This is a genomic window from Halomonas sp. NO4 (assembly GCF_010994375.1).
GTDB lineage: Bacteria > Pseudomonadota > Gammaproteobacteria > Pseudomonadales > Halomonadaceae > Halomonas.
The window spans coordinates 1-25,851 of record NZ_WHMA01000028.1 but is presented as its reverse complement, the minus strand read 5'-3'; the positions used below and the strand labels follow the sequence as shown (position 1 = coordinate 25,851).

The window sequence follows — 25,851 nt, the reverse complement described above, 5'->3', positions numbered from 1 at the left end:
GCGCGCACCGGCCGGCAAGGGTCACTCGTCGGCGTGTGCGGCCAGCCAGTCGCGGAAGTAGTCGCTGATACGCTCCTGGGTGCGCGCATACCAGGCCTCGTCCTTGACGATGGCGTTCTCGGCGTTGAGGGGGTGGGTGGGCAGGTGCAGGCGCATGTCCTGGCCGGTCTCTGGGTGGGTGGTTACCTGGCGGGTAGCGGAGCGTCGCGCCGGGCCGTAGGGAATGCGTCGCGCCAGTTCGGCGAGACGCTCGGTGGTGGTGGTGAAGCGGATGAAGTCCCGCGCGGCCTCGGGGTGGCGAGCGCCGCGCGGGATCACCCAGGTCTCGTGCTCCTGGACCTGGCCGTCCCAGAGAATCTCGATGGGAGCATCGCGGTGCACCATGGCATCGAAGAAGCGGCCGTTGTAGCCCGAGGCCATCACCACCTCGCCCTCCAGCAGCCACTCCACCGGCTGCTCGCCGCCTTCCCACCAGCGGATGGTGTCGAGTCGCTCCAGGCTGTCGAGGGCCAGGGCCAGCCCGCGCCGGGTGCTGAGCAGGCCGTAGAGCTCCTCGCGGGGAACGCGGTAGGCGAGCAGGCCCCACTCCAGGTTGACCGCCGGGGTGCGCTGCAGGGCGCGCGGCCCGGGGAAGCGCTGGGTGTCGAAGAGATCGCCGATGGCGGTGGGGCGCTGGCCGGGGAAGGCGTCGCGGCGGTAGGCGACCACCGTCGCAAAGAGGGTGTGGGTGATGGCGCAGCGGCCGAAGGAGTCGGGCAGGAAGTCCCGCTCCGGCGGGGTCCCGTCGGGGGCCGGGGCGAGCAGGTTGGGGGACAGTGGCTCGAGCAGGCCCTCTGCGCAGGCGGCCATGGCGTCGCTGCGCGTCATATCGATGACGTCCCAGGGCACCTCGCCGCTGGCGACGGCGTCGCGTAGCCCGGCAAGGCCGCCGTCATAGCGTGCCGCCTCGATGGGGATGCCGGTCTCGGCCGTGAACGGGTCGAACCACGCCTCGCGCTGGGCGCGCTCGTAGGCGCCTCCCCAGCTCAGCACGGTCAGGGCCTCGGCGCTCTCCTCGCTGTCGGCGGCCGGCGCCAGGCCCGGGTTCAGTGTCAGGCTCAGGCCCAGCAGCAGGGCGCCGAGGCCACCGCGGTGTCGTCTAGCCGGTGCCATGCTCCTCCCGTCGGAGTTCGTCGCTGTGAGCCAGGTAGGCGCGGGCGATGCGTGCCTCGAACACCACGCCCAGGAAGGTCTCGCCGTCGGCGGCGTCGACCACCGGCAGCGCTTCCCCGGTCACTCCCTCGAGCGAGGCCATGGCGTCCCACAGCGAGCTGTCGGGCGTCAGTACCGGGCGCTCGGTGGTGGCGACCTCGCCCACCGTGGCGCGGTCGCCGGCCAGCCTTGCCGCCTCCAGGTCGGCCAGGGTCACGCAGCCGCGGTAGCGGCCCGCCGAGTCGACCAGGTACGCCTCGCCGTGGCCGGCCCGGCCCAGCTGCGCCACGGCATTCTCCACCGCGACGCCCGGTGCCAGGGTCACGCCGTCGCGGCTGAGGTGCTCGCCCACCGGCATGCCCTGGAGCACCGCCCGCCCCCGTCCCGCGGAGAGGTCCAGCCCGCGCGCCTGAAGCTGGATGTCGAACAGCGAGCGGCCGAACAGCTGGGCGGCGATGGGGCTGGCGAGCGTGACGCTGGCCAGGGCGGCAGTGGTCAGGGCGTAGCTGCCGGTGAGTTCGAAGACGATCAGCAGGCTGGTCAAGGGCGCGCCGATCACCGGGGCGGTCACGGCCACCATGCCGCACACGGCGTAGTAGACAAAGGTGTCTGCGGAGAGGGCGCCGAGTTCGCCTACCAAGCTGCCGCACAGCGCGCCGAACAGAGTACCGATGACCAGTGCCGGGCTGAATACGCCGCCGCTGAAGCCCATGCCCAGGCACAGCGCCGTGGCGGCGATCTTGAGCACCAGCACGACCACCAGCTCGCCGCTGCCGTAGGCGCCGGCGATGGTGGCGAAGCGCAGGGTCTCCTGGCCGATGCCCAGGATGTCCGGCACCCACAGGGCGGTGACACCCAGCACGGCGCCCGCCGCCGCCGGGCGCAGGCTAGGTGCCAGGGGCAGGCGCGCAGCGAGGCGGCCGACCGTGAGGATGGCGCGCATGTAGGCACCGGCGACCAGGGCGCCGAGGCCGCCGATGGCGAGAAAGAGCGCAAACTCCCAGGGCTGCGGCACGGCGGTGTCGGCGACGTGGAACAGCGCGCCGCGCTCCAGCACGCTGGTGGCGATCACGTAGCCGACGATGGCGGCCGCGGCGATGGGGGCGAAGGCCCGCAGGGCGTAGTGGCGCAGCACCACTTCGTGGGCGAAGACGATGCCCGCCAGGGGGGCGTTGAAGGCGGTGGCGATGGCCGCCGCCACGCCACAGGCGATGGTGATGTTGTCCTCCGAGCGGCCCAGGCGTAGCAGCCGCGCGCCCAGCGAGCCGAGGGACGCGCCCAGGTGCACCAGGGGGCCATACTGGCCCACCGAGGCGCCGGCACCCAGCGAGACCAGGGCGGAGAGCGCCGAGAGGCTGCCGGCACGCGCCGGCAGGCGGCCGCGCCGGGTCTGGACCGCGGCGATGACGTCGGCCGGGGTGTGGGCGCGCCGCTCGGCAATGGCGCGGTGCAAGAGCCCCACCGTGAGGCCGCCCAGGGCGGGCACTGCCACGGTGGCGATCAGCAGCAGGTCGGGTCGGTCGAACATCATGCGGCTGCGCGGCGAGATCAGCAGCACCTCGTTGAGCCACAGCACCGCGTTGACGAACCCCGCCGCCAGCACGGCCGCCACACCGCCGACCAGCGCTCCCAGCAGCACCAGTGCCAGGAAGCGCACGACGCCCATCGGGCCACGGGCGGCTGCCTGGCGTGCGGGATGCGTCTCCATGCTCAAGGTGTAGGCGGGGAGGCGTGCCGGGGCAAGCGGCGGGTCCGAATGAATTTCCGGGACCCTTCAACGCACGCGGCCGCGACGGGACGCCGCGGCCGCGTGAGAGAAGAGCCCCTGGCCGTCAGTGGGGGCGGCTGAAGGCGCCGTGGGGGCTGTTGCCCATCAGGCGCTCGAATTCATTGCCGCTCATGTGCAGCAGGGTCTCGTGGTCGCCGGCATCGAAGTAGATGTCCGGCTGTTGGCGAAGCAGGTCGTCGATGTAGACCTGCAACCCGTAGGCCTGGCCCACGGGGATGGTGGCGCCGGGGTCGCAGTCGCTGAAGCGGCTGACGATCTCGTCTTCGGACGCGAGATCGACCTTCTCGTTGAACAGCTGCGAGAGCTTGTCGAGATCGGCGTCACAGCTGCTGGGTAGCACGGCGACGCGATATCCCGAGTCGCCATGGACCATGACGGCCTTGGCCAGCTGGTCACCGGTGACGTGGACTTGCTGGGCCAGGCGGCTGGTGCTCACTTCCCGGGGGTGCTTCACCTCCTCGTAGTCGATGTCGCAGGCCCTGAGATACTCCCTTAGGGTCATGGGGATGGCCATGGGATGTGCTCCTTCGGCCACGGGGGCCGATGATCGACGAAATGAGATGCCTCCCTTCGTGCATTGATTCCATACCCTCAGCATAGCTGTTGTGCCGATTGGCTCGCCTCCCAAGAAGCCTCTGGTGCGGTGGGCTGAGGCTCAGCGCGGCATCACCCGCACGCGAACAACGAGCGCAGGGTGCCGCGCCAGTGGCGGGCCTGTCCTGGGGGATGGACCTCCCAGGCCACGTCGTCGGGCAGCAGCCGAAAGCAGGCGGTGGCGAGAGTGTTCTCCTCGTCGGGGTCGTCGGGCGCGCGGCGGTAGATGGGCAGGCCGTCGCCGCCGGTGTCGCGCAGCAGGGCGAGCGGGTCGCGCACGCCGGCGGCGAGAAGGGCCTCACCGCGGCGCTGACGGTCCGCCGATGAGCGGGTGGTGACCTGGCCGGCTGGGTGGTAGAGCGTGTGATTGGCGTGCAGCTGCGGAGTGGAGACCGGACGGTGGCGCATCGTGCCGCCGCCGAACTCCACGCTGGTCAGGCCCGCTTCGCCGAGCCGGGCGAGGCTGAAGTGGAAACCGGCGCTGGCCGGGGCAGCCTCGAGCAGTTCGAGTACCCCGGCCACCGAGGGCTGGGCGAGCATGGCGCGGCCCAGCACCATGCGCGGCACCTCGGGCACGATGCCGGTCAGGCGCAGGTTGTTGACGGTCTGTACCAGGCCGGTCTGGGTCAGGGCGAAGGTGTGGCCCGGCAGGGAGCCGGGATAGCAGAACGACAGGAAGCCGGGCTGGTCATCCGGCCGGGCGTGAACCAGAAACGCCGTGCCGTCGAGACAGGGCAGGCCGTCCTCGTTGTGGGCCAGGCAAGGCGTGTCGCCGGGCAGCAGCAGGGTGGTGCAGCCCTCCGGAGCGCTGGCCAGCAGCTCGCCGCGGCAGTGCCAGGCAAGTACCTCGCCCAGCGGCAGGTCGAGCCCCTCCGCCAGGCCGCGTAGTTCCGCCATCACCCAGGGAAAGTGGCGCTCGCTACGGGCGTGCATGCGAGCCACCGCGGGGGTATCGGCCTGGGCGACGATGGCGCGCCAGAGATCGCTGTGGCGCAACCGTTCGTGGACGGCCGCCCGTCCCTTGCGGCCGAGGGCCAGGCCGAGCGCATGGTGGCTGCCTCGGGTCTCGAGCCAGTCCAGTGGAGTGTCGTCGTTCATGTGGCGATTCCGGGGTCGGGGAATAGGGCTACTCTGAAGGCTGGGGGCTGCCCTGTCATGTCTGTAACGGACCGGGCCGGAGCGAATCCGACCTTGGTCGTAAGCGTGGCATTGCGCATTGACACCCCCGGCGGGCGGAACTAAGTTCGAGAGGAATGTTACCGGTAACAATTCCCAGGACGGACATTCAACGGCCCGCTTGGGCCCGGCGGCGACCGGCTTCGCCGGATCGGTTCCGCATCGTCAACTGCCAACAACAATCCGTTGCAAAGGAGACACGCCATGACAGCCATCTGGCGCTGCACGCTCACTCTGGCCGGCGCGGCCACCCTCACGCTGGGCATGGCCCATGCCCAGTCGCCGGACCTCTCCGATCCGCCCGCCATCGACGGCGAGGTGGTCGGTGACCATGGCAGCCACACCCTGCGCATGGGGATCGGCCTGGCCGAGAGTTCGCCGCAGTATCTGTCCAGCCAGTACTTCGCCGAGATTCTCGACCAGCGCACCGAGGGGCGGATCACCGTCAACGTCTTCCCCAACAGCCAGCTCGGCGACGACGTCCAGATGATGGAGATGCTCCAGACCGGCACTCTGGACATGAGCTATCCTTCTTCCTCGCCGGCCACCACCTACGTCGATGAGCTGGCGGTCTTCGACCTGCCCTTCCTGCTGCCGACCCGCGAGGCCGCTGTGGCGGTGATGCAGAGCGACGTCGCCCAAGGCATGCTCGACGCCTTCGATGACACCGGGATCAAGGCGCTCACCTTCTCCGAGAACGGCTACCGTCAGCTCTCCAACAGCGTGCGTCCGGTGGAGACCCCGGAGGACGTGGGGGGCCTCGATGTCAGCGGGCTGACCATCCGCACCATGGAGAATCCGGTGCACCTCTCCATCTGGGAGACGCTGGGCGCCAACCCCACGCCGATGGCCTTCGGTGAGCTCTTCTCGGCCATGGAGCAGGGCGTGGTCGACGGCCAGGAGAACCCCTGGAGCACCATCCTGACCTCCAACTTCTACGAGGTGCAGGACTACGGTTCCGAGACGCGTCACGTCTATACGCCGTTCATCATGATGATGTCCGAGCGCACCTGGGACGGCCTGGCACCCGAGTATCAAGAGCTGGTGCAGGAGGCGGCGCGCCAGTCGGCGGATTACGAGATTCAGCTCTCCGCGGAGTATGACGACTGGTCGCGCGAGCAGCTCGTGGATCGCGGCATGCAGATCAACCGCCTCAGCGACGACCAGGTTGCCGCGTTCCAGGAGGCCGTGCAGCCGGTCTACGACGAATGGGGCCCGCGCATCGGCGAGGATCTGATCGCCGAGGTCCAGGCCATCGTCGAAGAGACCATGAACGAGTAATTCCCTCCCTTCGCGCACGACAGGCCAGGGGCCGTACCCTGGCCTGTCTCGGAGTTCGGCATGACCCCCCATTCTTCCACGTCCTCTGACCGCGACGCGGTCGACCCCGAGGTGTATCTCGAGGACCCCAACCGGGCGCCGCTCGAGATCGATATCGAGGCCCGTCAGGGCCCGGCCCTGTTCCGCTGGGTCACGCTCGTCATGGAGCAACTGATCGCGGTGATTCTCATCGCCCTGATCGTCTCGGTCTCGGCCAACGTGATCGGCCGCTCGCTGCTCAACCATTCGATTCCCTGGGCCGACGAGCTGGCGCGCATGCTGTTCATCTGGCTGATCTTCATCGGCGCGGCGGCCGCCTTCGTGCGCTACGAACACATCGCCGTGGACTTGCTGGTGCGCAAGCTCAAGCCGCGCGCCGCCTATGCGCTTTACCTGCTCCAGCACCTGATCATTACCGGCCTGATGGTCATCATCCTGTGGGGCGGTTACCTGGTGATGAGCCGCTCCACCGGGCGCACCGCCATCCTCGGCGTGCCCTGGAACCTGATCAACGTCTCGCTGGTGCTCTGCGCCGCCTTGATCACCGTGGTGGCCCTGTGGCGCGCCTGGCTGTGCCTGCGCCTGATGCGCGACCCCAATACCCTCTCCCGACACGATGGAGGTGCCTGAATTATGCTGTGGATCTTCCTGGGCATTCTCTTCGTCTCCATTGCCATCGGCCTGCCCATTGCCTTCGGGCTGGGGGTGGCCGCCGTGGTCCTGGCGGTGCTTTCCGATATTCCGCTGTCGATCCTGATCGAGCAGTCGATTCGCGGGGTCAACAACTTTCCACTGCTGGCCATCCCCTTCTTCATCCTGGTCGGTGAGGTGATGAGCGCCGGCGGCATCGCCCAGCGGTTGATGGGGCTGGCCGGTGCCCTGGTCGGCTTCATCCGTGGCGGGCTCGGCCAGGTGGCCATCACCGGCTCGATGTTCTTCGGCGGCATCAGCGGCTCGGCGGTGGCCGACACCGCGGCCACCGGCTCGATGATGATTCCCTCGATGAAGCAGCAGGGCTACTCAGCGCCCCATGCCACCGCCATCAACACCGTTTCCTCGGTGATCGGCATCATCATTCCGCCGTCGATTCCGCTGATCCTGTTCGGTATCGTTACCGAGACCTCGATCAGCCGGCTGTTCATTGCCGGCATCGTGCCGGGGCTGTTGATCGGGTTCGGCCTGATGGTGACCACCTTCATCATGGCCAGCATCGAGCACGCCGGGCAGACGCGAAAGTTCCGCCTGGATCTGCTGTGGGAGGCCTTCAAGGGCGCCTGGCTGGCGCTGTTGCTGCCGGTGATCGTGATCGGTGGCATCATCGGCGGGGTGTTCACCGCCACCGAGGCGGCGGTGGCCGCGCTGCTCTATTCGCTGTTCATTTCGCTGGTGGTCTACCGCGAATTCCGTGTCCGCGACCTGTGGGGCATGCTGGTGCGCACTGCGCGCCTGACCGGCATGGTGCTGCTGCTGCTGGCCTTCGCCACGGTCATCGCCTGGTTTCTGACCATCAACATGGTGCCCCAGACCTTGGTGGAGCAGGTAAAGGCGATCACCCAGGATCCCTTCTGGCTGCTGATGATCGTTGCCGGGCTTCTGCTGCTGGTGGGCTTCGTCATGGACCTCACCCCGGCCATGGTGATCATGGCGCCGATGCTCACGCCGATCGTCACCTCGGTGGGCATCGACCCGGTCTACTTCGGCGTGCTGATGGCCTTCGTGCTGGGCATCGGCCTGCTGACGCCGCCGGTGGGGACCTGTCTTTATGTCGGCTGCGGCGTGGGCAAGGTGTCGATGGAACAGCTGGTGCGCGCCATGCTGCCCTACTACGCGGCGCTGCTGGTGGTGCTGGTAATCCTTATCGCCTTTCCGGGCCTGGTGACCTGGCTGCCCGACCTGACCGACGTGAGTGGCAACTGACGAGGGGGTGGTGTGACGGTTGCAAAGCGCATACTGGTGATGGGGGTCTCGGGCTGCGGCAAGTCGCATGTCGGCCGCCTGCTGGCCGACCGGCTCGGCATCGATTTCGTCGACGGTGATGATTACCATGCCCCGGCCAGCGTCGCCAAAATGGCCCGCGGCGTGCCCCTCGACGACGAGGATCGCCGCGAGTGGCTGGAGACCATCGCCGCGCATTTCGCCGATTACCGGCGACGCGATGCCGGGGTGGTGATCGGCTGCTCGGCGCTCAAGCGGCGCTATCGCGATACCCTGCGCCGGGGCGATCCAGCGCTGGGCATCCTGTTCCTGAGCGGTAGCCGCGACTGCCTGTTGCAACGCCTCGCCGACCGGGAAGGGCATTTCTTCAAGGGCGAGTCGATGCTCGACAGCCAGCTGGCCGCCTTGGAACCGCCCGTCCCCGACGAGGCGGTGACGCTGGATATCGCCCAGCCGCCGGAAGCGTTGGTCGAGAGCTATCTCAGACATCTGGCGGCATCGTGACGACGTGAAGAAACGACGCCCCACCCTGCAGGACATCGCCGACCGTGTCGGTGCCACCAAGATGACGGTGAGCCGCTGCCTGCGCGACCCGGCAACCGTGTCCGAGGGGCTTCGCGAGCGCATCTTTAGCACCGCCGAGCAGGTCGGCTACATTCCCAACCGCGCCCCGGACCTGCTCTCGCGGGCCACCAGCCACTCCATTGGGCTGCTGGTGCCGTCGCTCACCAACCAGGTGTTCGCCGACGTGCTGGTGGGCATCGAGACGGTGACCCAGCCTGCCGGCTACCACCTGATGCTGTCACATTACGGCTACAGTCAGGAGATCGAGGAGCGCAGTCTCGCCTCGCTGCTCTCCTACAACGTCGACGGGGTGATCCTCTCCGACAGTCGCCATACCCTGCGCACCCAGCGCATGCTCTCGACCGCGGGCATTCCCATCGTGGAGATCATGGACTCGCGTACCCCGCCGTTGCAGTACGCGGTGGGCTTCGACAACGTGCAGGCCGCCTACGACATGGTCAGCGAGATGATCCGTCGCGGTCGGCGCCACGTGCTCTACCTGGCGGTGCGACTCGACGAGCGCACCCGCCAGCGCGAGAAGGGCTATCGGCAGGCGATGGCCGAGAAGGACCTGACGCCGGTCACCCTGCATCGCAGTCAGCGCTCCTCCTACAGCGTGGGGGCCTCGCTGCTCGGTGAGATCCTCGCCACCCATCCGGCAACGGACGCCATCTTCTGCACCAACGACGACGTTGCCGTGGGCGCCTACTTCGAGTGCCTGCGGCGCGGCATCCGCGTGCCGGAGCAGATGGCCATTGCCGGCTTCCACGGTCACGACGTGGGGCAGGTGATGACCCCGCGCCTGGCCAGTGTGGTCACGCCGCGCCAGGCGATCGGTGAGCAGGCCGCGCGCACGCTGCTGGCCGTGCTGCGCGGCGAGGCGCACGGTGAGCCGGTGGCCGACCTGGGCTATCGCATCGAGCCGGGGATGACCCTGTAACGCTCAGCGCCGCAACAGGCTCATGCGCGCCATCACCCCGTCCTTGCGGATCAGCCAGTGATAGAGGGCGGCGGCAATGTGCAGGCACGCCAGCAGCAGGATCGTAAGGCCCACGCGGCCGTGCCAGACGAACAGCGTCTCGGAGAGCGCCTCGTTGACGCCGACCAGTCTCGGTAGGTTCCAGGCGAAGAACTGCACGGGAAAGTCGCCCGTGGCCGTGGCCAGCCAACCCAGGATGGGCATCAGGAACAGCAGCACGTAGAGCAGGGTGTGCACCAGGCCGCTGGCCAGGCGATGGAAGGTGGGCAGGGGGACGGCATAGGGCGGCTTGCCGTTGGCCAGGCGGCTCCCCAGGCGCAGTATCATCAACCCCAGGATCGTGACCCCGGAGGTCTTGTGCAGAGTGTAGATCGTGTCGGTGGTCGCGCGGCCGAAGGTCTCCACGCTGCCCTCGAAGCCCAGGGCGCCGAGGGTCGTGCCGCTCGTCAGCGAGAAGAGCACCAGTACGGCGATCAGCCAGTGCAGCAGGCGGTGGGCGTAAGCGTAGTGGTTGAGCGGCCCGTCTAGCGGGGTGTCGAGTTCGTGGTTGGCCATGATGTCGCTCCGCTGGGAGGTGCCTGATAGTCCGAGGCTATGAACCGACTTGCCAGGTCCGATCGGCTAACGCTTTCCGACAAGATAGCTTATAGGTGGTAGCCTTTACGGCAACACGCATTGATTCTCATCACACAGGAGTGCCTGCATGGCGTCGATCCGCTCCTTGGCACGGGCCTGGCTCGTGATTTCCCTGTTCGTGTTCCCGGGTCTGGCGGCCCATGCTCAGGAATCGGCAGAACGCCTGCAGGTGGTGGCGACGACCGGCATGATCGCCGATGTCCTGCGCCAGGTGGGCGGCGAGGCGGTGGCGGTGCAGGGGCTCATGGGGCCCGGCGTCGACCCCCACCTCTATCGCCAGACGCGCCACGACGTGCGCGCCATGACCCAGGCCGACGCCGTGTTCTGGAACGGGCTCAACCTGGAGGCGCAACTGGAGGATTTCCTCGCGCGGCTTGGCGAGCGCCGCCCGGTATACGCTGTGGGCGAGGGGGTGCCGGAGGCGTCGCGTCTTGCCGACGAGGAGTACGAATCGCAGTACGACCCCCACGTTTGGATGGACCCCCAGCGCTGGCGCCACGTGGTGGTCGCCATCCGCGATGCGCTGAGCGAGCTCGACCCCGCGCACGAGGCCGCCTTCGCCGAGCGTACCGCGGCCTATCTGGAGGAGCTCGATGCCGTCGACCGCTACGCCCAGGAAGTGCTGGCCAGCATCCCGGACGGTTCGCGGGTGCTGGTCACCGCCCACGATGCCTTCGGCTACTTCGGCGATGCCTACGACCTCGAGGTGCGCGGCATCCAGGGGTTCTCCACGGAGAGCGAGGCGGGGCTGGCGCGCATCGAGGCCATGGTGGAGATGCTGGTGTCGCGCGGGATCGGCGCGATCTTCATCGAAACCTCGGTGTCGGATCGCAACGTGCGGGCGCTGATCGAAGGGGCCGAGGCGCTCGGCCATGAGGTACGCATCGGCGGCGAGCTCTTCTCGGACGCCATGGGGCCGGCGGGCAGCTACGAAGGCACCTGGCTGGGGATGCTCGACCACAACGCTTCAGTGATCGCCCGGGCTCTCGGTGGCGAGGTGCCACAGGGCGGCCGCCTGGGCCGGCTGGCCTTCGATGCGGAGGAGGAGAAGAGCCAATGACCGAGTCGCAGCGCATCAGCGACGAGGCGATGAAAAGCCCCCTGGCGATCCAGGGGCTGACGGTCAGCTACGGGCACCGGCCGGTGGTCCATTCGGTGGACTTCATCACCCCGCCGGGCAGCCTGAGTGCCATCGTCGGCCCCAACGGCGCCGGCAAGTCGACGCTGCTCAAGGCGGTGCTGGGCATCACCCGGCGCCTTACCGGCGAGGTGTACATCTTCGGCCAGCCCGTCGAGGCGATGTCGCGGCACGTGGCCTACGTGCCGCAGCGCTCCAGCGTCGACTGGGACTTTCCCGCCACGGTGATCGACGTGGTCGTCATGGGGCTGTTTCGCGACCTGCGCTGGTGGCAGCTCACACGGCGGCATCATCGTCAGCGGGCCCTGGAGAGTCTCAGCCGGGTGGGGATGGAGGCGTTCGCCGACCGCCAGATCGGCCAGCTCTCCGGCGGCCAGCAGCAGCGGGTCTTCCTGGCCCGAGCGTTGACCCAGCAGGCGGCGCTGACCATCCTCGACGAACCCTTCGCCGGTGTCGACGCCGCCACCGAGAAGGCCATTGTCGAGGTGCTCAAGCAGCTCAAACGCGAGGGGCGCACGCTGCTCTGCGTGCACCACGACCTGGCCACGGTGCGCGACTACTTCGACCACGTGCTGCTGCTCAACGTGCGCCGCATCGCCGCAGGGCCGGTGGACGAGGCGTTTACCGCGCGCCACCTGCAGGCCACCTACGGCGGCCGGCTCAGCCCCATGCAGCTGACGCGGCTCATGGAGCCGGCGGATCCCGCCAACCAACGGAGCGAGTGATGGACACCTGGTGGCTCGCCCTGACGTTTCGCCTGGGCTACAACACCAGCCTGGTCACCCTGGGTACCATGCTGCTGGGGGCCGGCGCCGGCATGATCGGCACCTTCATCCTGCTGCGCAAGCGCTCGCTGGTCAGCGACGCCATCAGCCACGCCACCCTGCCGGGTCTGGCGCTGGCCTTCATCCTCGTCGGTTTGATCCAGGGTGACGGGCGCTGGCTGCCGGCGCTGCTGGCCGGAGCGGCCGGCAGTGCCGCCTTCGGCCTGTGGGCGGTGCAGCGGATCAGCGAGCGCACCCGGCTGGGCGAAGATGCCGCCATCGGTGCGGTGCTCTCCACCTTCTTCGCCTTCGGCGTGGTGCTGATCACCGTCATTCAGTCGATGGCGGTCACGGGGCAGGCTGGCCTCACCGGCTACCTGGTGGGCGCCACGGCCGGCATGCTGGCGTCAGAGGCGCAGTTGATCGCGCTCTGCGCCCTGGCGGTGCTGCTGGCCATCCTGGGACTGCGTCGCGAATTCCTGATGGTCTGCTTCGATGCTGACTTCGCGCGCACTCAGGGTGTGCCCACCGGGCGGATCGACCTGGCCATGCTGGCGCTGCTCATGGTGGTGGTGGTGATCGGCCTCAAGGTCACCGGGCTGATCCTGATCGTGGCGCTGACCATCATCCCGCCGGTGACGGCGCGCTTCTGGAGCGACCGACCGCTGCGCATGGTGGCCTTGGCCGCCGTGCTGGGCACCCTGGCCGGCTACCTGGGGGTCACGCTCTCCGCGGTGGCCGAGGGACTGCCCACCGGCCCCCTGATCGTGCTGGCCGCCTTTGCGCTGTTCTTCGTCTCCTTCCTGTTTTCGCCGCGGCGCGGGGTGCTCGCCTCGCTGCTGGCCTACCAGCGCTTTCGGCGCCGGGTGCACCTGCGTCAGGGGCTGCTGGCCGTGGCCCGGGACGAGCCGATCTTCGACGACCTCACCCTCAAGGTGCTGCGCCGGCGCGGCTATCTGCGCCGCGACGGCGTGCCCACCCTGCCCGGGCGCGCCGCGGCGCGCGATGCCGAGCACGAGGAGCGCCTGTGGGCGCTGTACCGCGAACGCTACCCCGAGGATGCCCTGCAGCAGGAGCACTCGGGGCTCACGCCGATTGCCCACGTGCTCTCGCCGGACGCCATCATGACCCTGGAAGCCGAGCTGCTGGGCGATGCCTCGGCAGGGAGCCGGGCATGAGCGATTTCATGATGTTCAGCCTGGTGCCGCTGGTGGTGGCCGTGGTGATCGGCATGACCTGTGCGTTGCTGGGCAATTTCCTCGTGCTGCGGCGCCAGAGCCTGATCGGTGATGCGATCAGCCACGTGGCGCTGCCCGGCATCGTGGTCAGCTTCATTCTCACCGGCATGCTCGCCTCCACGGCCATGATGCTGGGTGCCGGGGTGTCGGCGCTGGTCACGGTGGTGATGATCGAGCTGATTCGCCGGCTCGGCCGGGTGGAGACCAGCGCGGCCATGGGCGTGACCTTCACCAGCCTCTTCGCTGTTGGCGTGCTGCTGCTGGAGTGGCACGACGCCACCGGCGTGCACCTGGACGTGGAGCACGCCCTGTACGGCAACCTGGAGAGTCTGATCTGGTTCGAGGGTACCGGTCCGGGTGCCCTGTACGACCCGGCGGCGCTCGCCGGTCTGCCGCCGCAGCTCGCACGCGTGGTGCTGGTGGGGCTGGTGGTGGTGGCCTTCGTGGGGGTCTTCCGCCGCCACTTGGTGCTGGGCAGCTTCGACCCCGATTACGCCGCCAGCGTGCGCGCTCATCCCGCCCTGGTCGACCTGCTGCTGGTGAGCCTGGTGGCGGTGGCGGCGATTGCCGCCTTCGAGGCGGTGGGCTCGATCATCGTGATCGCCATGTTCATCTGTCCGGCCGCTGCCGCGCGGCTGATGACCGATCGACTGGCGGCGCAGATCGCCTGGAGCCAGGGCTTCGCGGTGCTCGCCTCGGTGCTTGGCTACGTGCTGGCCGGCTACGGTCCGGGCTGGTTCGGCTACGAGGTCTCCCTCAGTGCCGCCGGGATGATCGCTACCCTGTCGGGGCTGATCCTGCTGGCCGCTTGCCTGGCCGGGCCGCGCCGCCGTCCGGCCGCGGCCTGAGGCCAGGGTCAGTCTCTGTCCTGGCCTGCCTCGTCGTTCTCGTTGGGCGGTGATTCGTCGGCTGCCGATTCGTCGGCCGCTTCGTCGTTGGCCTCGGGCCGACGCACCATCAGGGTGACCTCCACGTTGGCCCCGCCGTAGAGGCGTGGTGACTCGGTGCAGGTGCGTGCGGGATAGCGGTCGCGGTCGAAGAACTCCGCGTAGGCCGCGTCGAATTCGTGGATGTCGTCGAGGTTGGTGAGGTGCACGTCGACCCGCACGGTGTGGGAGAGGTCGGTGCCGACAAAGGCGAGCATGCGTTCCAGGCGGCGCATGATCCAGTTGGTTTCCTCGGTGAGGTCGCCCAGAACGGTTTCGCCGCCCTGGATATCCGTGACCGTCAGCCCCGACACGAAAATATAGTCCTCGTCGATGACCAGGTGGCTGCCCGGAAAGACGGGCACTTCCAGCGTGGGGTCGTTGCGATACTGCGGCATGGCTTCCTCATGGGCCGTGAATGACGCCTGTCTGGCTCACTATAGATGGCTCCCCGCGCCTGTGCTTCTCTTGATACCTGTCATACTTCAGTTCGGTGTGTCATGGCATCGTCTATCGGGATGGCATCCGCATGTTGCACTGCAGTATGCTGGGTGAAAGACCGATTCGGGGAGCAGGGCATGGCGAACGACACGGCAGCGGAGCCGGGGCAGATCGAGAATCGCACCTTCGACGAGATACGGGTGGGCGACAGCGCCACCATCGAGAAGCGCCTGACGCTCGATGACATCAAGCTCTTCGCCATCATGTCCGGCGACATCAATCCCGCGCATCTCGACGAGGACTTCGCCAAGAGCACGCGTTTTCAGGAGGTGGTGGCCCACGGCATGTGGGGCGGGGCGCTGATCTCCACGGTGCTGGGTACCGAACTCCCCGGTGCCGGCACCATCTACCTGGGGCAGACGTTGCGCTTCCGCGAGCCGGTGCGTCTCGGCGACGTGCTCAGGGTCAGCGTGACCGCCCGCAGCAAGGATGCCGAGCGGCATCGCATCACCTTCGACTGCCGCTGCGTCAACCAGGATGGCCGCGTGGTGATCGAGGGCGAGGCCAAGGTGCAGGCCCCTGTCGAGAAGATTCGCCGGCCGCGTGCCATCCTGCCGCGGGTGCGCCTGGCCGAGCGGGCGCGGCTGCACGAACTGCTCAGCGCTGCCAACCACCCGGCGCCGGTGCGCATGGCGGTGGTTCACCCGGTCGACGAGGTCTCGCTACAGGGCGCTTGGGAGTCGGCGCGCCAGGGGCTGATCGAGCCGGTGCTGGTAGGGCCGGCGGTGAAGATCCGTGCCGCGGCCGAGGCGGCGGGCATCGATATCGGCGACTTCGCGCTGGTCGACGTGCCGCACAGCCACGCCGCCGCGGCCGAGGCGGTGGCGCTGACCCGCGCCGGCAAGGTCGGTGCCCTGATGAAGGGAGCGCTGCACACCGAGGAGCTGCTCCACGAGGTGGTCAAGCGCGAGGGCGGATTGCGCACCGAGCGCTGCATCAGCCACGTCATGGCCTTCGACGTGCCCACCTATCCGCGCCCGCTGTTCATCACCGATGCGGCCATCAACATCTATCCCGACCTGGCCGCCAAGCGCGACATCGTCCAGAACGCCATCGAGCTGGCCCACGCCGTGGGCAACTCCGATCCCAAAGTGGCGATCCTCTCGGCGGTGGAGACCGTCAACCCCAAGATCGCCTCCACCGTGGAGGCGGCGGCCCTGTGCAAGATGGCCGAGCGGGGCCAGGTTCGCGGCGGTGTGATCGACGGGCCGCTGGCCTTCGACAACGCCGTCTCCGAGGCGGCGGCGGCCGCCAAGGGCATCGACTCGCCGGTGGCGGGGCGTGCCGACATCCTGGTGGCCCCCGACCTCGAGGCCGCCAACATGCTGATGAAGCAGCTCACCTACCTGGCCGATGCCTCCGGCGCGGGCCTGGTGGTGGGCGCGCGGGTCCCCATCGTGCTGACCAGCCGCGCCGACGATGCCATCACCCGCCTGGCCTCCTGCGCCCTGGCGCTGCTGGTTGCCGAGCACCAGACGAAGGTGGGTTGCTGATGGACGAGATACTGGTCATCAACAGCGGCTCGTCGAGCCTCAAGTTCGCCCTGTTCGGCGCGCCTCGCGATGCCGAACTCATGGGACTCAAGCTGCGCTACCGGGGCCACTTCGCGGGCCTGGGCAGCCAGGCGCGGCTGACCCTGATCGATTCGGAGGGGCGGCGGCGCGAGTGCGGCGAGGCGCGCTCGCCACTGGGACGCGTGCCGAGCGACCTGGACCACGATGCGGCCCTGTCGCGGGTGCTGGGCTGGATCGAGGCGAATCCCGATCTCGGCGATATCACTGCCGTGGGGCATCGGATCGTGCACGGCGGCCCCGATTACCGCGAACCGCTGACCTTGAACAGCGCCGGGCTGACCCGGCTTGATGCACTGGTGCCGCTGGCGCCGCTGCACCAGCCCCACGGCCTGGCGCCGGTTCGCGCGCTGCGGGAGATGCGCCCCATTCTGCCCCAGGTGGCCTGCTTCGATACCGCCTTCCATGCCGGCCAGCCCCGCGTGGCCCAGACCTGTCCGCTGCCGCGCCGCTATGCCGAATCGGGGGTTCGCCGCTACGGCTTCCACGGGCTCTCCTACGACTACATCAGCCGGGTCCTGCCGCGCGAGGTGGGCGGTGCCACCGGGCGCACCATCGTCGCCCACCTGGGCAACGGCGCCAGTCTGTGCGCCATGCGCGACGGCAGGAGTGTGGCCTCCACCATGGGCTTCACCGCCCTGGAGGGGCTGATGATGGGCACCCGAAGCGGCAGTCTCGACCCCGGCCTGGTGTTGCACCTGATCCTCAACCAAGGCCTTTCCGCCGAGCGCGTGCAGCACCTGCTCTACAAGGAGTCGGGCCTGCTGGGCGTCTCGGGAGTCAGCGGCGACATGCGCGAACTCCTGGCCAGCGACGCGCCGGCGGCGGCCGAGGCCATCGAGCTGTTCGTCTACCGCATCGTGCGGGAGATCGGCAGCCTGACCGCGGCGCTGGGCGGGCTCGATCATCTGGTGTTCACCGCGGGGATCGGCGAGCGGGCGGCACCGGTGCGTGCCGCGGTGGTGGAGGGCTGCGGCTGGCTGGGGGCACGGCTCGACTCGTCTGCCAACGCCGAGCACGCCACCGATATCGCTGCCGCCGACAGCCGCCTCGGGGTGTGGGTGATTCCCACCGACGAGGAGCGCATCATCGCCTGGTACACCGCGCGTCACCTGGACGACTGACGGTCTCTTACAGCGTGCGCCAGGGCGAGGGCGGCGGCTCGTCGAGGGTCTCGATGAGGCGCTCGAGGGCCCGGGCCAGCGCCTCCCGCGAGGCCGCGGCGCCGAGGCAGAGCCGCACGGCCTGCGGTGCCGGCTCGCTGCCCACGCAGAACGGCTCGGCGCTGGTCAGGCGCACGCCGCGCGCCTCCAGGCTGGCGAGCAGTTCGGCGGCGCGCACGCCCTCGGGCAGCGGCAGCCAGAGGTTGCTGCCGTGGGGGCGCCCGCTGGGCGCGTAGTTCCCCAGCCGCTCGTGGGCCAGGCGCTGGCGCTCGCCCAGCTCCTGGGTCTGCCAGCTCAGCAGCCGTTCGGCATCCTCGCTGGCTACCCAGTGACACACCGCCTCGACCATCAGCGGCGGCACCATCCAGCTCTGGGCGCGCAGCGCCGCGCCCAGCCGCTCCTGCAGCGCCTCGGGCACGACCAGCACGCCGATACGCAGGCCGCCGGCAAGCACCTTGGCGGTGCTGAAGGCGAACAGGGTACGCTGCGGCGCCAGCCGATAGAGCGGCGTGCCGCGCTCGGCGTCCGGCAGGTACTGTACGCCATCTTCCAGGATCCAGAACTCGTGGCGCTCGGCCAGCTCGGCGAGCCGTTCGCGCCGTGCTTCGCTGAGCATGGCGCCGGTGGGGTTGTTCTGTTCCGGGGTGACGTAGACGAGCTGTGGCGGCTGCTGGGCGCAGAGGCGCGCCAGGGCCTCCATGTCCATGCCGGCAGCGTCGAGCGGCACGGGGAGCGCTTTGATGTGCGCCTGGCGCGCGGCGCTGATCAGCCCCGGGTAGGTGAGGGCGTCGGCGGCGATGCGCGCCCCTGGCCGGGTGAGGGCGCGCAGGGTGAGGTCGATGCCGTGCTGGCCGCCTTGGGTGATCAGCAGCCGCTCCGGGGGCACCGGTAGGCCCAGCCGGCCCATCCAGGCGGCAAGCTGCTCCCGGTGGGCGGGAACGCCCCGCTCGGGCTGGTATTCCACCGCCCGCCTGAGCACCCCCTCATCCTGGCTGATCGCCGCCAGGGCGCGCCCCAGGGCGGCGGCGCGCCAAGGGTGCGGCGGCGGCAGGCTCAGGCTCAGGTCGACCACGCCATCCTCGACCGGGCGGCTGGCCAGGAAGGGGGCGACCGGGTCGTCGTCGCCCCCCCGCACGTAGGTGCCGCTGCCCACTCGGGCGTGCACCCAGCCCTGGCGCTCCGCTTCGGCATAGGCGCGGGTGATGGTGCCCACGGTGACGCCCAGGGCATCGGCCAGGCGACGCTGCGGTGGCAGGCGGCTGCCGGGAGCGAGCTCGGCCGACTGCACCGCTGCCGCGATGGCGTCGCTGATGGCGCGGTAGCGGGGGCCTGTCTCGGCAAGCCGGGGAATCCAGATTGTCATGGTGACAATAAAACCTTTGACGCCGTGTTTGTACCCATTATGCTGGATTTTACCGGCTTGTGAAGCCGGTAAAAATCAAAATGTATGGGTGCAATACCATGGAAATCCTGGCGTTCCTGGGGCCGGCGGCCCTCTACATGATCTCGATGACCATCACGCCTGGACCCAACAACGTGATGCTCACCGCCTCCGGGGCCAACTACGGCTTCCTGCGTACCCTGCCGCATATCTTCGGCATCCTCGGGGGCTGCTTTTTGCTCTTCGCGGGCATCGCCCTGGGGCTCGGCCTGGTGTTCGAGCGCTATCCGATCGTGCAGACGGCACTGCGCTTCATCGGCAGCGCCTACCTGCTGTATCTCGCCTGGCGCATCGCCACCGCGCCGCCGCCGGACCTGCGCCGCAACGGGGAAGGGCGCCCGCTGAGCTTCTGGCAGGCGGCCGCCTTCCAGTTCGCCAACCCCAAGGCGTGGGTGATGGGGCTGGCGCTTATGGCGGGCTTTCTGCCCGAGGGCGGCGATACGGTGATGAACGCGCTGCTGCTCGCCGGCTTCGCCGAGCTGGTGGGGCTGCCCTGCATCGCGCTGTGGGCGGGCTTCGGCACCGCTATCGGTCGCTGGCTCGATACGCCGCGTGCCTGGCGGGTCTTCAACGGCCTGATGGGCGCGCTCACCGCGGCCTGCGTGGTCTTCATCCTCGGTTGAGCGACGCGCCAGCGTTCCGTGTGCGGGGCATCGCCTTACAGGAATTCCCTCAGTTCCTCGCGTCCCAGGTTGCCGCCGGTCACGACCACCACCAGGTCGCCATCCGGGGGCAGCGTGGCGATATTCTCCAGCAGAGCGGCCACGCCCACGGCGGCACCGGGTTCGGCGGCGAGCTTGCTGGCGTAGAGCAGGTGGCGTAGGGCCGCGTGGATGGCGGGGTCGTCCACGGCGACGAGGGCGTCGACGTGCGCTCGGCTCAGCGGGTAGGTGTGCTTGCCGACGATGGCCGCGGCCAGGCTCTTGGCGCAGGTATCGACCGCATCGAGCCGCGCCGGGGCGCCGCCGGCCCAGGCGTGCGCCATGCTTGCCGCCCCGGCCGGTTCTACGCCGATCAGGGTGAGCGAGGGGCGCAGGGCGTCGACGGCCACACCGATGCCCGAGATCAGCCCGCCGCCGCCGATGGGACAGAGGATCGCCGCAGCCTCGGGGGCTTGTTCGAAAATCTCCAGGCCCACGCTGCCCTGGCCGGCGATGATGCGCTCGTCGTCGTAGGGGTGGACCAGGGTCAGGGCGCGCTCCGACACCAGCCGATGCATCAGCGCCCAGGCGTCGTTGATGTCACCGTGCAAGATCACCTCGGCGCCCAGCTCCCGCGTTCCCTCCACCTTGAAGGGACTGGCGTTCTCCGGCATCACGATGGTCACCGGCGTGTTGGCCTCGCGGGCCGCCCAGGCGAGCCCCAGGGCATGGTTGCCGGCGGAGACGGCGCCGAGCCCGCCTTCGAGCTCCTGCACTGAGGCCGTGCGCACCCAGTTGAGCGCCCCGCGCGGTTTGAAGGAGCCGGTGCGCTGGAACAGCTCGCCCTTCAGCCACACGCGCCGCTCCAGCCGTTCGGAGAGGCGGTGATCCATCACCAGGGGGGTGGGGAGGAGGGTGTCGGCGATGCGCGCCTGGGCCTGCTGCACGTGTTCCAGTTCGATCATGGGACCTCCGTCGGCATGTGAAGCAGACCCCCGTGGTGCGGGGGCCTGCTTTGCCTTCCAGTGTAGGGGGCGTACTCTCAGGGCCGACAGACGAAGTAGTCGTTCTGGAAGTCGTGTTCGAGCTGATGGACCTGGACGTCCGCAAAGCCCGCTTCTTTCAGGTAGGCCAGCGCCCGCTCGCGGCCCCACATGGTGCCCAGCCCTTCGCCGCCCTGGGCCAGCGACACCGTCATGCAGTGGCTCACCGAGACGGCGTAGAGCATCGCACCGAGCGGGTGGTCGCGGTCCAGGTGGTGGTGGCTCGAGGCGTGGATGTCTTGCACCAGGTAGACGCCATCCGCGGCGAGGCTCCTGCGAATGCCCGCCAGCAGCCGGCGCGGCTGCCCCTGGTCGTGGATGCCGTCGAAGGTGGTGATCAGGTCGAACGCCGCTGGTTCCGTGGTGGCGTCGAAGTCGCTCAGGTCCCGCACCTCGAAGGTCAGGTTGGTGAGCCCGGCGCGCGCGGCCTGCGCGTTGGCCCAGCCGATCGCCTCGTCGGAGAGGTCGTAACCGACGAAGCGGCTTTGCGGGTAGCGCTCGGCCATGGCGAGCAGGGCACACCCCCGGCCACAGGCGCAGTCGAGCACCCGGATGCCGGCTTCCAGCCGCTCGGGAAGCTCAGAGGCGAGCGGCAGGATGGCGTCGAACAGCGCCGGCAGCACCGTCTGGGCGCTGTCGCTGGCCATCACCTCCTGGAAGCGCGGGTAGCGGGAGTAGGGCACGCCGCCGCCTTCGCGGAAGCAGCGCACCACGTCATCCTCCACACTGCCCAGCAACGGGATAAACTGGGCATAAACGGCCAGGTTCACCGGCCCCTTGTTGGTGAGCAGCTCGGCGCGCTCGTCCGGCAGCCAGTAGGTGGCCGCCTGCGGGTCGGTCTCGACCACCTCGGCGGCGACCATGCCGCCCAGCCACTCGCGCACGTAGCGCTCCTGCAGGCCGGTGTGCTCGGCCAGCGCCTGGCTGGTGAGCGCTGCCTGGCCCGCCAGCGCCTCGAGCAGGCCGGTGCGGTGGCCGATGGAGGTCAGCAGCAGCAGGCCGCTCTCGTTGAGTGCCTGTACCAGTCGGGTCTCGAAGTCGTTGGTCGTGGCCTGCTCGGCTGTTGGGATGGCGATATCACACATTATCTGGCTCCTCTTGTTGTTGAGATGGCATCGCGTGCCGGGAGCAGGTTACGCCGAGATGGCCGCCACGACGCTGGCGCATCGTGACGCGATCGGGGGTTTTCTGCCATGAGCCTGCTTGCCCAACCCGCTCCCACGGCGCTCACCGTGGCGCTGCTGGCGGGACCGGATGCCACCGCCTCCACGCTGTATGGCATGTACGACCTGCTGGGGTCGGTGGGGCGTGACTGGGAGTTCCTGATGAGCGGCCGGATGGGGGAGCCGCTGCTGAAGCCGATGATCGTCTCTCGCGACGGTCGCGGCTTCCGCGCCGCCAATGGCGCCTGGATCGAGCCGGATGCGGCGCTGGCCGACTGCCCGGCACCCGCGGTGGTGTGCATTCCCGATCTCTTCGTCGCGCCGGATGCCGGTCTGGAGGGGTACGCTGCGGAGATTGCCTGGCTGCAGGCCTGCCAGGCGCAGGGCGCCATGCTGGCCGCCGCCTGTACCGGTGCGCTGCTGCTGGCCGAGGCGGGCCTGCTCGACGGCGAGGATGCCACGACCCACTGGGCCTACTGTGAAGCACTGGCCCGGCGGTTTCCGACCACACGGGTACATGCCCATCGCAGCCTGGTGGTGAGCGGGGAAGGGCAGCGGTTGATCATGGCCGGCGGCGGCACCTCCTGGGTCGACCTGGCGCTGTTTCTGGTGGCGCGGCTGGTGGGGGTCGAGGAGGCCATGCACCTGGCGCGCATCAACCTGATCGACTGGCACCAGGAGGGCCAGCAACCTTATGCGGTCCTGACCAGTTCCCGCCAGGTGGAGGATGCCTGTATCGCGCGCTGCCAAGTGTGGGTGGCCCAGCACTACGACACCCACTCGCCGGTGGCCGGCATGGTCGAACTCAGCGGCCTGACCGAGCGCTCCTTCAAGCGCCGCTTCAAGACCGCCACCGGCATGACGCCCATGGAGTACGTGCACACCCTGCGCCTCGAGGAAGCCAAACAGATCCTGGAGAGTGGCGACGCGCCCATCGACGTGGTGGCCGAGCAGGTGGGCTATGCCGACCCGAGCTTCTTCCGCCGCCTGTTCGGGCGCCGGGTGGGGCTGACGCCGAGCCAGTACCGGCGGCGTTTTCGTGCCCTGCGGCTAAGATTGCAGTGAGCCTCTCGGTCGAGCCCACCAATACCATGGACTACCAGCCCATCATCGCACGGCTTTATCAGCAGCAGTCACGCCGGGTGCTCGCGACGCTGATTCGCCTGCTCGGCGATTTCGAGCTGGCCGAAGAGGCGCTGCAGGAGGCCTTCATGGCCGCCGTGCAGCAGTGGCCGGAACAGGGCATGCCCGAGCATCCCGCCGCCTGGCTGATCCGCACCGGCCAGCGCCGCGGCATCGACCAGATTCGCCGCCGCCAGACATCGCGCCACCATGCCCACCTCGTGGCGCCCGATGACGATACGGCCAGCCTGGATGAACGTAGCATTGCGCACGACCCGCTGCGGCTGCTGTTTACCTGCTGTCACCCCCACCTGGCCCTAGAGGAGCGCGTGGCGCTGACCCTGCGCGAGATGTGTGGGCTCACCACCGAGCAGGTGGCCAGGGCACTGCTGCACAAGCCCGCCACCCTGGCCCAGCGCATCGTGCGCGCCAAGCGCAAGATTCGCGATGCCGGTATCCCCTACGAGGTCCCGGACGCCCGGGACCTGCCGGAACGCCTGCCCGATGTCCTGCGCGTGATCTATCTGGTGTTCAACGAGGGCTACTCGTCGAGTGCCGGGGAATCGCTGGTCGATATCAGCCTCTCGACAGAGGCCATGGAACTGGCCGAGGCGCTGGCCGAGTTGCTGCCCCGGGGCGAGGTCTTCGGGCTGCAGGCGTTGATGCGGTTGCACGATGCCCGGCGCGAGGCTCGTCAGGGGCCGGGCGGGGATCTGATCCCCCTGGAGGAGCAGGACCGAAGCCGCTGGGACCGGCGGCGCATCCGCGAAGGCCTTTCCCGGCTGGCCCAGGCGCTGGCGCTGACGCCCACCGGCCCGTACACGCTGCAGGCCTCGATCGCCGCCGAACATGCGCGCTCGCCCAGCGCCGAGGCGACCGACTGGGCACGGATCGTGACGCTCTACGAGGCGCTCTATCGCCGCCAGCCCTCGCCGGTGATCGCCCTCAACCACGCGGTGGCAGTGGCCATGCGCGACGGCCCGCAGGCCGGCCTGCGCCTGCTGGAGTCGCTGGAGGGCCACAAGGCGGTCGTCGGCTACCACCTCTTCCATGCCGCCCGGGCCGATTTGCATCGCCGCGCCGGCCATCTTCAGGCGGCCCGCTTCGCCTATGAACACGCCCTGGCCCTGACCGCCCAGGAGCCGGAGCGGCGCTTCCTGGAGCGCCGGCTGGCCGAGCTGAGCACCTCGTAGCGAGAAAAATCCTGCGGTGTTGTCGATCTGCCTGGTCGTCGCGCGACTCAGGGAGGCAACCAGCCAACGGAGGTGGAATCCATGCGATACATGCTGATGCGCAAGGCGGATGAGGCGACCGAAGCCGGCAAGCTGCCCAGCCAGGCGCTGCTCGAGACCATGGCGGAGTACAACCGCCGGCTGGCCGAGGCTGGGCTATTGGTCACGGGTGACGGCCTGCGGCCGAGCCGCGAAGGCTGCCGGATCGAGCGGCGCGATGGAGAAGTCCTGGTCACCGGCGGCCCCTTTGCCGAGACCAAGGAACTGCTCGCTGGCTACACCGTGCTGGAAGCGGACTCGCTCGAGACCGCCGTCGAGTGGGCCCGGCAGTGGCCCCATGAGGACGGCGACGTCACCCTGGAGCTGCGCCGGTACTTCAGCCTCGAGGACTTCGAACCGGGGCCCGGTGTGGAAAAGCACCGTGATCTGGCCCGTCTGCCCAGCGAGCTCAACGTGCACCTGTGCTTTCCTGGCACCTGCCGCGAGGCGATGGCCCTCTACGCCGAGGTCACCGGTGGCCGGCTGGAGGCGCTGATCACCTACGGCGAGACCCCGGCCGCCCGAGACACCCCGCCTGAGCTACATGATCGGATCATCCACGCCTCGCTCAACGTGCGCGGTCGCCGGCTGATGGGCGCCGACATGGCCGGCGATTGCTATCAGGCGCCGCAGGGAGCCCAGGTGCACCTCGAGTACGAGGCGTGCGACCAGGCCGAGACGGTGTTCCAGCGGCTGGCCGAGGGCGGTCAGGTCACCATGCCGTTCGCGCCCACCTTCTGGGCGCGGGGCTTCGGCATGGCGACCGACCGCTTCGGCGTGCACTGGATGATCGGCTGCCAGACCGGCCGCTGTCCGATGAGCAACGAGGAGAAGGAGCCATGAAATATGCCGCGCTGGTCTACTACCAGGAACGCCTCATCGAGGCCATGGGCGAGCAGGAGTGGCACGACCTCAACCAGGAGTGCCTGGCCGGGGTGGAGCGCCTGACCGACCAGGGGCACTTCCTGGCCGGCGAGGCCCTGCAGCCGGTGGAAAGCGCCGCCAGCGTAAGGCTGCGCGACGGCGAGGTGCTGATCTCCGACGGTCCCTTCGCCGAAACCAAGGAGCAGCTGGCCGGCTTCTATCTGCTGGAGGCGCGCGATCTCAACGAGGCCGTGCAACTGGCCAGCCGCATTCCCCCCGCCCGCTTCGGCACCATCGAGGTGCGTCCGGTGCGAGAACTTCCCCCACGAGACACGGGAGTAGAGTCATGACTTACGTCGATGGATTCGTTGCAGCGGTGCCTACCGCCAACCGCGAGCAGTACATCCAGCACGCCAGTGATGCCGCGGCGGTGTTCAAGGAGCACTGTGCCCTGCAGATAGTGGAGTGCTGGGGCGATGACGTGCCGGAGGGTAAGGTCACCTCGTTTCCCATGGCGGTGAAGTGCCAGCCGGACGAGACCGTGATCTTCTCCTGGATCACTTGGCCCTCGCGCGAGGTGCGCGACCGGGGCATGGCCAAGGTCATGGAGGACCCGCGCCTGCAGCCCGACGCGAATCCCATGCCTTTTGACGGCAAGCGGCTGATCTACGGCGGCTTCGAGGTCGTCGTGGACGAGTAGTCAGTGGATGAGTCGTCAGTGGATTAATGGTAACAGGGCCCGCGATCTCGCGGGCCCTATTGATGTGCGCCAGGCATGGCGCGCAGCGCCTGACTGGCGCTGTTCCCGAGGGTGGTGCCTC

26 protein-coding genes are annotated in these 25,851 nt (G+C 68.9%); 17 read left to right on the top strand and 9 right to left on the bottom strand.

Features of this window, described 5'->3' with window-relative positions; translation table 11 throughout:
• Positions 1-21: 21 nt before the first annotated feature.
• From FEF15_RS15300 to FEF15_RS15285, 4 genes are all read right to left on the bottom strand, one after another.
• The gene (locus tag FEF15_RS15300) at positions 22-1,152 is read right to left on the bottom strand and encodes an ABC transporter substrate-binding protein (RefSeq protein WP_163560039.1); all 1,131 of its coding nucleotides are present in this window, start codon (positions 1,150-1,152) and stop codon (positions 22-24) included.
• Complete coding sequence (locus FEF15_RS15295; protein ID WP_163560038.1) at positions 1,139-2,899, bottom strand: chloride channel protein; 1,761 nt, start codon at positions 2,897-2,899, stop codon at positions 1,139-1,141. The genes FEF15_RS15300 and FEF15_RS15295 overlap by 14 nt, the downstream gene beginning before the upstream one ends.
• Positions 2,900-3,023: 124 nt before the next feature.
• Positions 3,024-3,494 (bottom strand): YbaK/EbsC family protein, encoded by a 471-nt coding sequence (locus tag FEF15_RS15290; protein ID WP_163560037.1) that lies wholly within the window; start codon positions 3,492-3,494, stop codon positions 3,024-3,026.
• Positions 3,495-3,646: 152 nt separating this feature from the next.
• Complete coding sequence (locus FEF15_RS15285) at positions 3,647-4,672, bottom strand: C45 family peptidase (RefSeq protein ID WP_163560036.1); 1,026 nt, start codon at positions 4,670-4,672, stop codon at positions 3,647-3,649.
• Between the two features lie 282 nt (positions 4,673-4,954).
• Here FEF15_RS15285 and FEF15_RS15280 point away from each other — a divergent pair, with 282 nt between their 5' ends.
• From FEF15_RS15280 to gntR, 5 genes are read left to right on the top strand one after another with little or no spacing between them, the layout of a single operon-like run.
• On the top strand, positions 4,955-6,031 hold the full coding sequence (locus FEF15_RS15280; RefSeq protein WP_163560035.1) for a TRAP transporter substrate-binding protein: 1,077 nt from the start codon (positions 4,955-4,957) through the stop codon (positions 6,029-6,031).
• Positions 6,032-6,091: 60 nt separating this feature from the next.
• Positions 6,092-6,700 carry a TRAP transporter small permease gene (locus FEF15_RS15275; RefSeq protein ID WP_163560034.1) on the top strand — a complete coding sequence of 203 codons (609 nt, stop codon included), beginning with the start codon at positions 6,092-6,094 and terminating at the stop codon, positions 6,698-6,700.
• 3 nt (positions 6,701-6,703) lie between these two features.
• Positions 6,704-7,987: a TRAP transporter large permease gene (locus FEF15_RS15270; RefSeq protein ID WP_163560033.1), complete on the top strand. Its 1,284-nt coding sequence runs from the start codon at positions 6,704-6,706 to the stop codon at positions 7,985-7,987.
• A gap of 12 nt (positions 7,988-7,999) precedes the next feature.
• Complete coding sequence (locus FEF15_RS15265; protein ID WP_346427869.1) at positions 8,000-8,509, top strand: gluconokinase; 510 nt, start codon at positions 8,000-8,002, stop codon at positions 8,507-8,509.
• Positions 8,510-8,513: 4 nt separating this feature from the next.
• Complete coding sequence (gene gntR, locus FEF15_RS15260; RefSeq protein WP_163560032.1) at positions 8,514-9,509, top strand: gluconate operon transcriptional repressor GntR; 996 nt, start codon at positions 8,514-8,516, stop codon at positions 9,507-9,509.
• 3 nt (positions 9,510-9,512) lie between these two features.
• Here the strand turns inward: gntR and FEF15_RS15255 are convergent, their stop codons facing one another.
• Positions 9,513-10,103, bottom strand: coding sequence for a cytochrome b (locus FEF15_RS15255; RefSeq protein ID WP_163560031.1), 591 nt, complete (start codon positions 10,101-10,103; stop codon positions 9,513-9,515).
• A gap of 148 nt (positions 10,104-10,251) precedes the next feature.
• Between FEF15_RS15255 and FEF15_RS15250 the strand changes: the two genes are divergently transcribed.
• Genes FEF15_RS15250 through FEF15_RS15235 form a run of 4 tightly spaced genes read left to right on the top strand, consistent with a single transcriptional unit; the run spans position 10,252 to position 14,172 of the window.
• Entirely contained in the window at positions 10,252-11,244 is a 993-nt protein-coding gene (locus FEF15_RS15250) for a zinc ABC transporter substrate-binding protein (protein WP_163560030.1), read from the top strand.
• Entirely contained in the window at positions 11,241-12,047 is an 807-nt protein-coding gene (locus FEF15_RS15245; protein ID WP_163560029.1) for a metal ABC transporter ATP-binding protein, read from the top strand. Before FEF15_RS15250 ends, FEF15_RS15245 begins: the two co-directional genes overlap by 4 nt.
• The gene (locus tag FEF15_RS15240; protein WP_163560028.1) at positions 12,047-13,264 is read left to right on the top strand and encodes a metal ABC transporter permease; all 1,218 of its coding nucleotides are present in this window, start codon (positions 12,047-12,049) and stop codon (positions 13,262-13,264) included. The genes FEF15_RS15245 and FEF15_RS15240 overlap by 1 nt, the downstream gene beginning before the upstream one ends.
• Complete coding sequence (locus FEF15_RS15235) at positions 13,261-14,172, top strand: metal ABC transporter permease (RefSeq protein ID WP_163560027.1); 912 nt, start codon at positions 13,261-13,263, stop codon at positions 14,170-14,172. The genes FEF15_RS15240 and FEF15_RS15235 overlap by 4 nt, the downstream gene beginning before the upstream one ends.
• 8 nt (positions 14,173-14,180) lie before the next feature.
• Here the strand turns inward: FEF15_RS15235 and FEF15_RS15230 are convergent, their stop codons facing one another.
• On the bottom strand, positions 14,181-14,648 hold the full coding sequence (locus FEF15_RS15230; protein ID WP_163560026.1) for a RidA family protein: 468 nt from the start codon (positions 14,646-14,648) through the stop codon (positions 14,181-14,183).
• A 180-nt stretch (positions 14,649-14,828) separates the two neighbouring features.
• Here FEF15_RS15230 and FEF15_RS15225 point away from each other — a divergent pair, with 180 nt between their 5' ends.
• A complete protein-coding gene (locus FEF15_RS15225) occupies positions 14,829-16,244 on the top strand; it encodes a bifunctional enoyl-CoA hydratase/phosphate acetyltransferase (protein ID WP_163560025.1) in 1,416 nt (471 codons plus the stop codon).
• Complete coding sequence (locus FEF15_RS15220; protein WP_163560024.1) at positions 16,244-17,446, top strand: acetate/propionate family kinase; 1,203 nt, start codon at positions 16,244-16,246, stop codon at positions 17,444-17,446. Before FEF15_RS15225 ends, FEF15_RS15220 begins: the two co-directional genes overlap by 1 nt.
• A 7-nt stretch (positions 17,447-17,453) precedes the next feature.
• Here the strand turns inward: FEF15_RS15220 and FEF15_RS15215 are convergent, their stop codons facing one another.
• The gene (locus FEF15_RS15215) at positions 17,454-18,848 is read right to left on the bottom strand and encodes a PLP-dependent aminotransferase family protein (protein ID WP_163560023.1); all 1,395 of its coding nucleotides are present in this window, start codon (positions 18,846-18,848) and stop codon (positions 17,454-17,456) included.
• 98 nt (positions 18,849-18,946) lie between these two features.
• Between FEF15_RS15215 and FEF15_RS15210 the strand changes: the two genes are divergently transcribed.
• Positions 18,947-19,549 carry a LysE family translocator gene (locus FEF15_RS15210; RefSeq protein WP_163560022.1) on the top strand — a complete coding sequence of 201 codons (603 nt, stop codon included), beginning with the start codon at positions 18,947-18,949 and terminating at the stop codon, positions 19,547-19,549.
• A gap of 35 nt (positions 19,550-19,584) precedes the next feature.
• Here FEF15_RS15210 and FEF15_RS15205 read toward each other — a convergent pair whose 3' ends face one another.
• Both FEF15_RS15205 and FEF15_RS15200 read right to left on the bottom strand, forming a co-directional pair.
• A complete protein-coding gene (locus FEF15_RS15205) occupies positions 19,585-20,532 on the bottom strand; it encodes a threonine/serine dehydratase (protein WP_163560021.1) in 948 nt (315 codons plus the stop codon).
• Between the two features lie 77 nt (positions 20,533-20,609).
• Positions 20,610-21,695 carry a class I SAM-dependent methyltransferase gene (locus FEF15_RS15200; protein ID WP_163560020.1) on the bottom strand — a complete coding sequence of 362 codons (1,086 nt, stop codon included), beginning with the start codon at positions 21,693-21,695 and terminating at the stop codon, positions 20,610-20,612.
• Positions 21,696-21,803: 108 nt separating this feature from the next.
• Between FEF15_RS15200 and FEF15_RS15195 the strand changes: the two genes are divergently transcribed.
• The 5 genes from FEF15_RS15195 to FEF15_RS15175 all read left to right on the top strand — a co-directional run bounded on the left by FEF15_RS15195 (position 21,804) and on the right by FEF15_RS15175 (position 25,730).
• A complete protein-coding gene (locus tag FEF15_RS15195) occupies positions 21,804-22,838 on the top strand; it encodes a helix-turn-helix domain-containing protein (protein WP_163560019.1) in 1,035 nt (344 codons plus the stop codon).
• A complete protein-coding gene (locus FEF15_RS15190; protein ID WP_346427868.1) occupies positions 22,835-24,088 on the top strand; it encodes a DUF6596 domain-containing protein in 1,254 nt (417 codons plus the stop codon). Before FEF15_RS15195 ends, FEF15_RS15190 begins: the two co-directional genes overlap by 4 nt.
• Before the next feature lie 81 nt (positions 24,089-24,169).
• Entirely contained in the window at positions 24,170-25,009 is an 840-nt protein-coding gene (locus FEF15_RS15185; RefSeq protein WP_163560018.1) for a YciI family protein, read from the top strand.
• On the top strand, positions 25,006-25,380 hold the full coding sequence (locus FEF15_RS15180; RefSeq protein WP_163560017.1) for a YciI family protein: 375 nt from the start codon (positions 25,006-25,008) through the stop codon (positions 25,378-25,380). Before FEF15_RS15185 ends, FEF15_RS15180 begins: the two co-directional genes overlap by 4 nt.
• A complete protein-coding gene (locus FEF15_RS15175) occupies positions 25,377-25,730 on the top strand; it encodes a DUF1428 domain-containing protein (protein WP_163560016.1) in 354 nt (117 codons plus the stop codon). Before FEF15_RS15180 ends, FEF15_RS15175 begins: the two co-directional genes overlap by 4 nt.
• The last annotated feature ends 121 nt before the right edge of the window (positions 25,731-25,851 follow it).

Coding starts and splice junctions, on each gene's coding strand:
- FEF15_RS15300 (WP_163560039.1), bottom strand. CDS start 1,152: ATGGCACCGGCTAGACGACACCGCGGTGGCCTCGGCGCCCTGCTGCTG.
- FEF15_RS15230 (WP_163560026.1), bottom strand. CDS start 14,648: ATGCCGCAGTATCGCAACGACCCCACGCTGGAAGTGCCCGTCTTTCCG.
- FEF15_RS15295 (WP_163560038.1), bottom strand. CDS start 2,899: ATGGAGACGCATCCCGCACGCCAGGCAGCCGCCCGTGGCCCGATGGGC.
- FEF15_RS15180 (WP_163560017.1), top strand. CDS start 25,006: ATGAAATATGCCGCGCTGGTCTACTACCAGGAACGCCTCATCGAGGCC.
- FEF15_RS15235 (WP_163560027.1), top strand. CDS start 13,261: ATGAGCGATTTCATGATGTTCAGCCTGGTGCCGCTGGTGGTGGCCGTG.
- FEF15_RS15275 (WP_163560034.1), top strand. CDS start 6,092: ATGACCCCCCATTCTTCCACGTCCTCTGACCGCGACGCGGTCGACCCC.
- FEF15_RS15240 (WP_163560028.1), top strand. CDS start 12,047: ATGGACACCTGGTGGCTCGCCCTGACGTTTCGCCTGGGCTACAACACC.
- FEF15_RS15245 (WP_163560029.1), top strand. CDS start 11,241: ATGACCGAGTCGCAGCGCATCAGCGACGAGGCGATGAAAAGCCCCCTG.
- FEF15_RS15270 (WP_163560033.1), top strand. CDS start 6,704: ATGCTGTGGATCTTCCTGGGCATTCTCTTCGTCTCCATTGCCATCGGC.
- FEF15_RS15280 (WP_163560035.1), top strand. CDS start 4,955: ATGACAGCCATCTGGCGCTGCACGCTCACTCTGGCCGGCGCGGCCACC.
- FEF15_RS15210 (WP_163560022.1), top strand. CDS start 18,947: ATGGAAATCCTGGCGTTCCTGGGGCCGGCGGCCCTCTACATGATCTCG.
- FEF15_RS15215 (WP_163560023.1), bottom strand. CDS start 18,848: ATGACAATCTGGATTCCCCGGCTTGCCGAGACAGGCCCCCGCTACCGC.
- FEF15_RS15225 (WP_163560025.1), top strand. CDS start 14,829: ATGGCGAACGACACGGCAGCGGAGCCGGGGCAGATCGAGAATCGCACC.
- FEF15_RS15250 (WP_163560030.1), top strand. CDS start 10,252: ATGGCGTCGATCCGCTCCTTGGCACGGGCCTGGCTCGTGATTTCCCTG.
- FEF15_RS15185 (WP_163560018.1), top strand. CDS start 24,170: ATGCGATACATGCTGATGCGCAAGGCGGATGAGGCGACCGAAGCCGGC.
- FEF15_RS15205 (WP_163560021.1), bottom strand. CDS start 20,532: ATGATCGAACTGGAACACGTGCAGCAGGCCCAGGCGCGCATCGCCGAC.
- FEF15_RS15175 (WP_163560016.1), top strand. CDS start 25,377: ATGACTTACGTCGATGGATTCGTTGCAGCGGTGCCTACCGCCAACCGC.
- FEF15_RS15220 (WP_163560024.1), top strand. CDS start 16,244: ATGGACGAGATACTGGTCATCAACAGCGGCTCGTCGAGCCTCAAGTTC.
- FEF15_RS15255 (WP_163560031.1), bottom strand. CDS start 10,103: ATGGCCAACCACGAACTCGACACCCCGCTAGACGGGCCGCTCAACCAC.
- FEF15_RS15200 (WP_163560020.1), bottom strand. CDS start 21,695: ATGTGTGATATCGCCATCCCAACAGCCGAGCAGGCCACGACCAACGAC.
- FEF15_RS15285 (WP_163560036.1), bottom strand. CDS start 4,672: ATGAACGACGACACTCCACTGGACTGGCTCGAGACCCGAGGCAGCCAC.
- FEF15_RS15195 (WP_163560019.1), top strand. CDS start 21,804: ATGAGCCTGCTTGCCCAACCCGCTCCCACGGCGCTCACCGTGGCGCTG.
- FEF15_RS15290 (WP_163560037.1), bottom strand. CDS start 3,494: ATGGCCATCCCCATGACCCTAAGGGAGTATCTCAGGGCCTGCGACATC.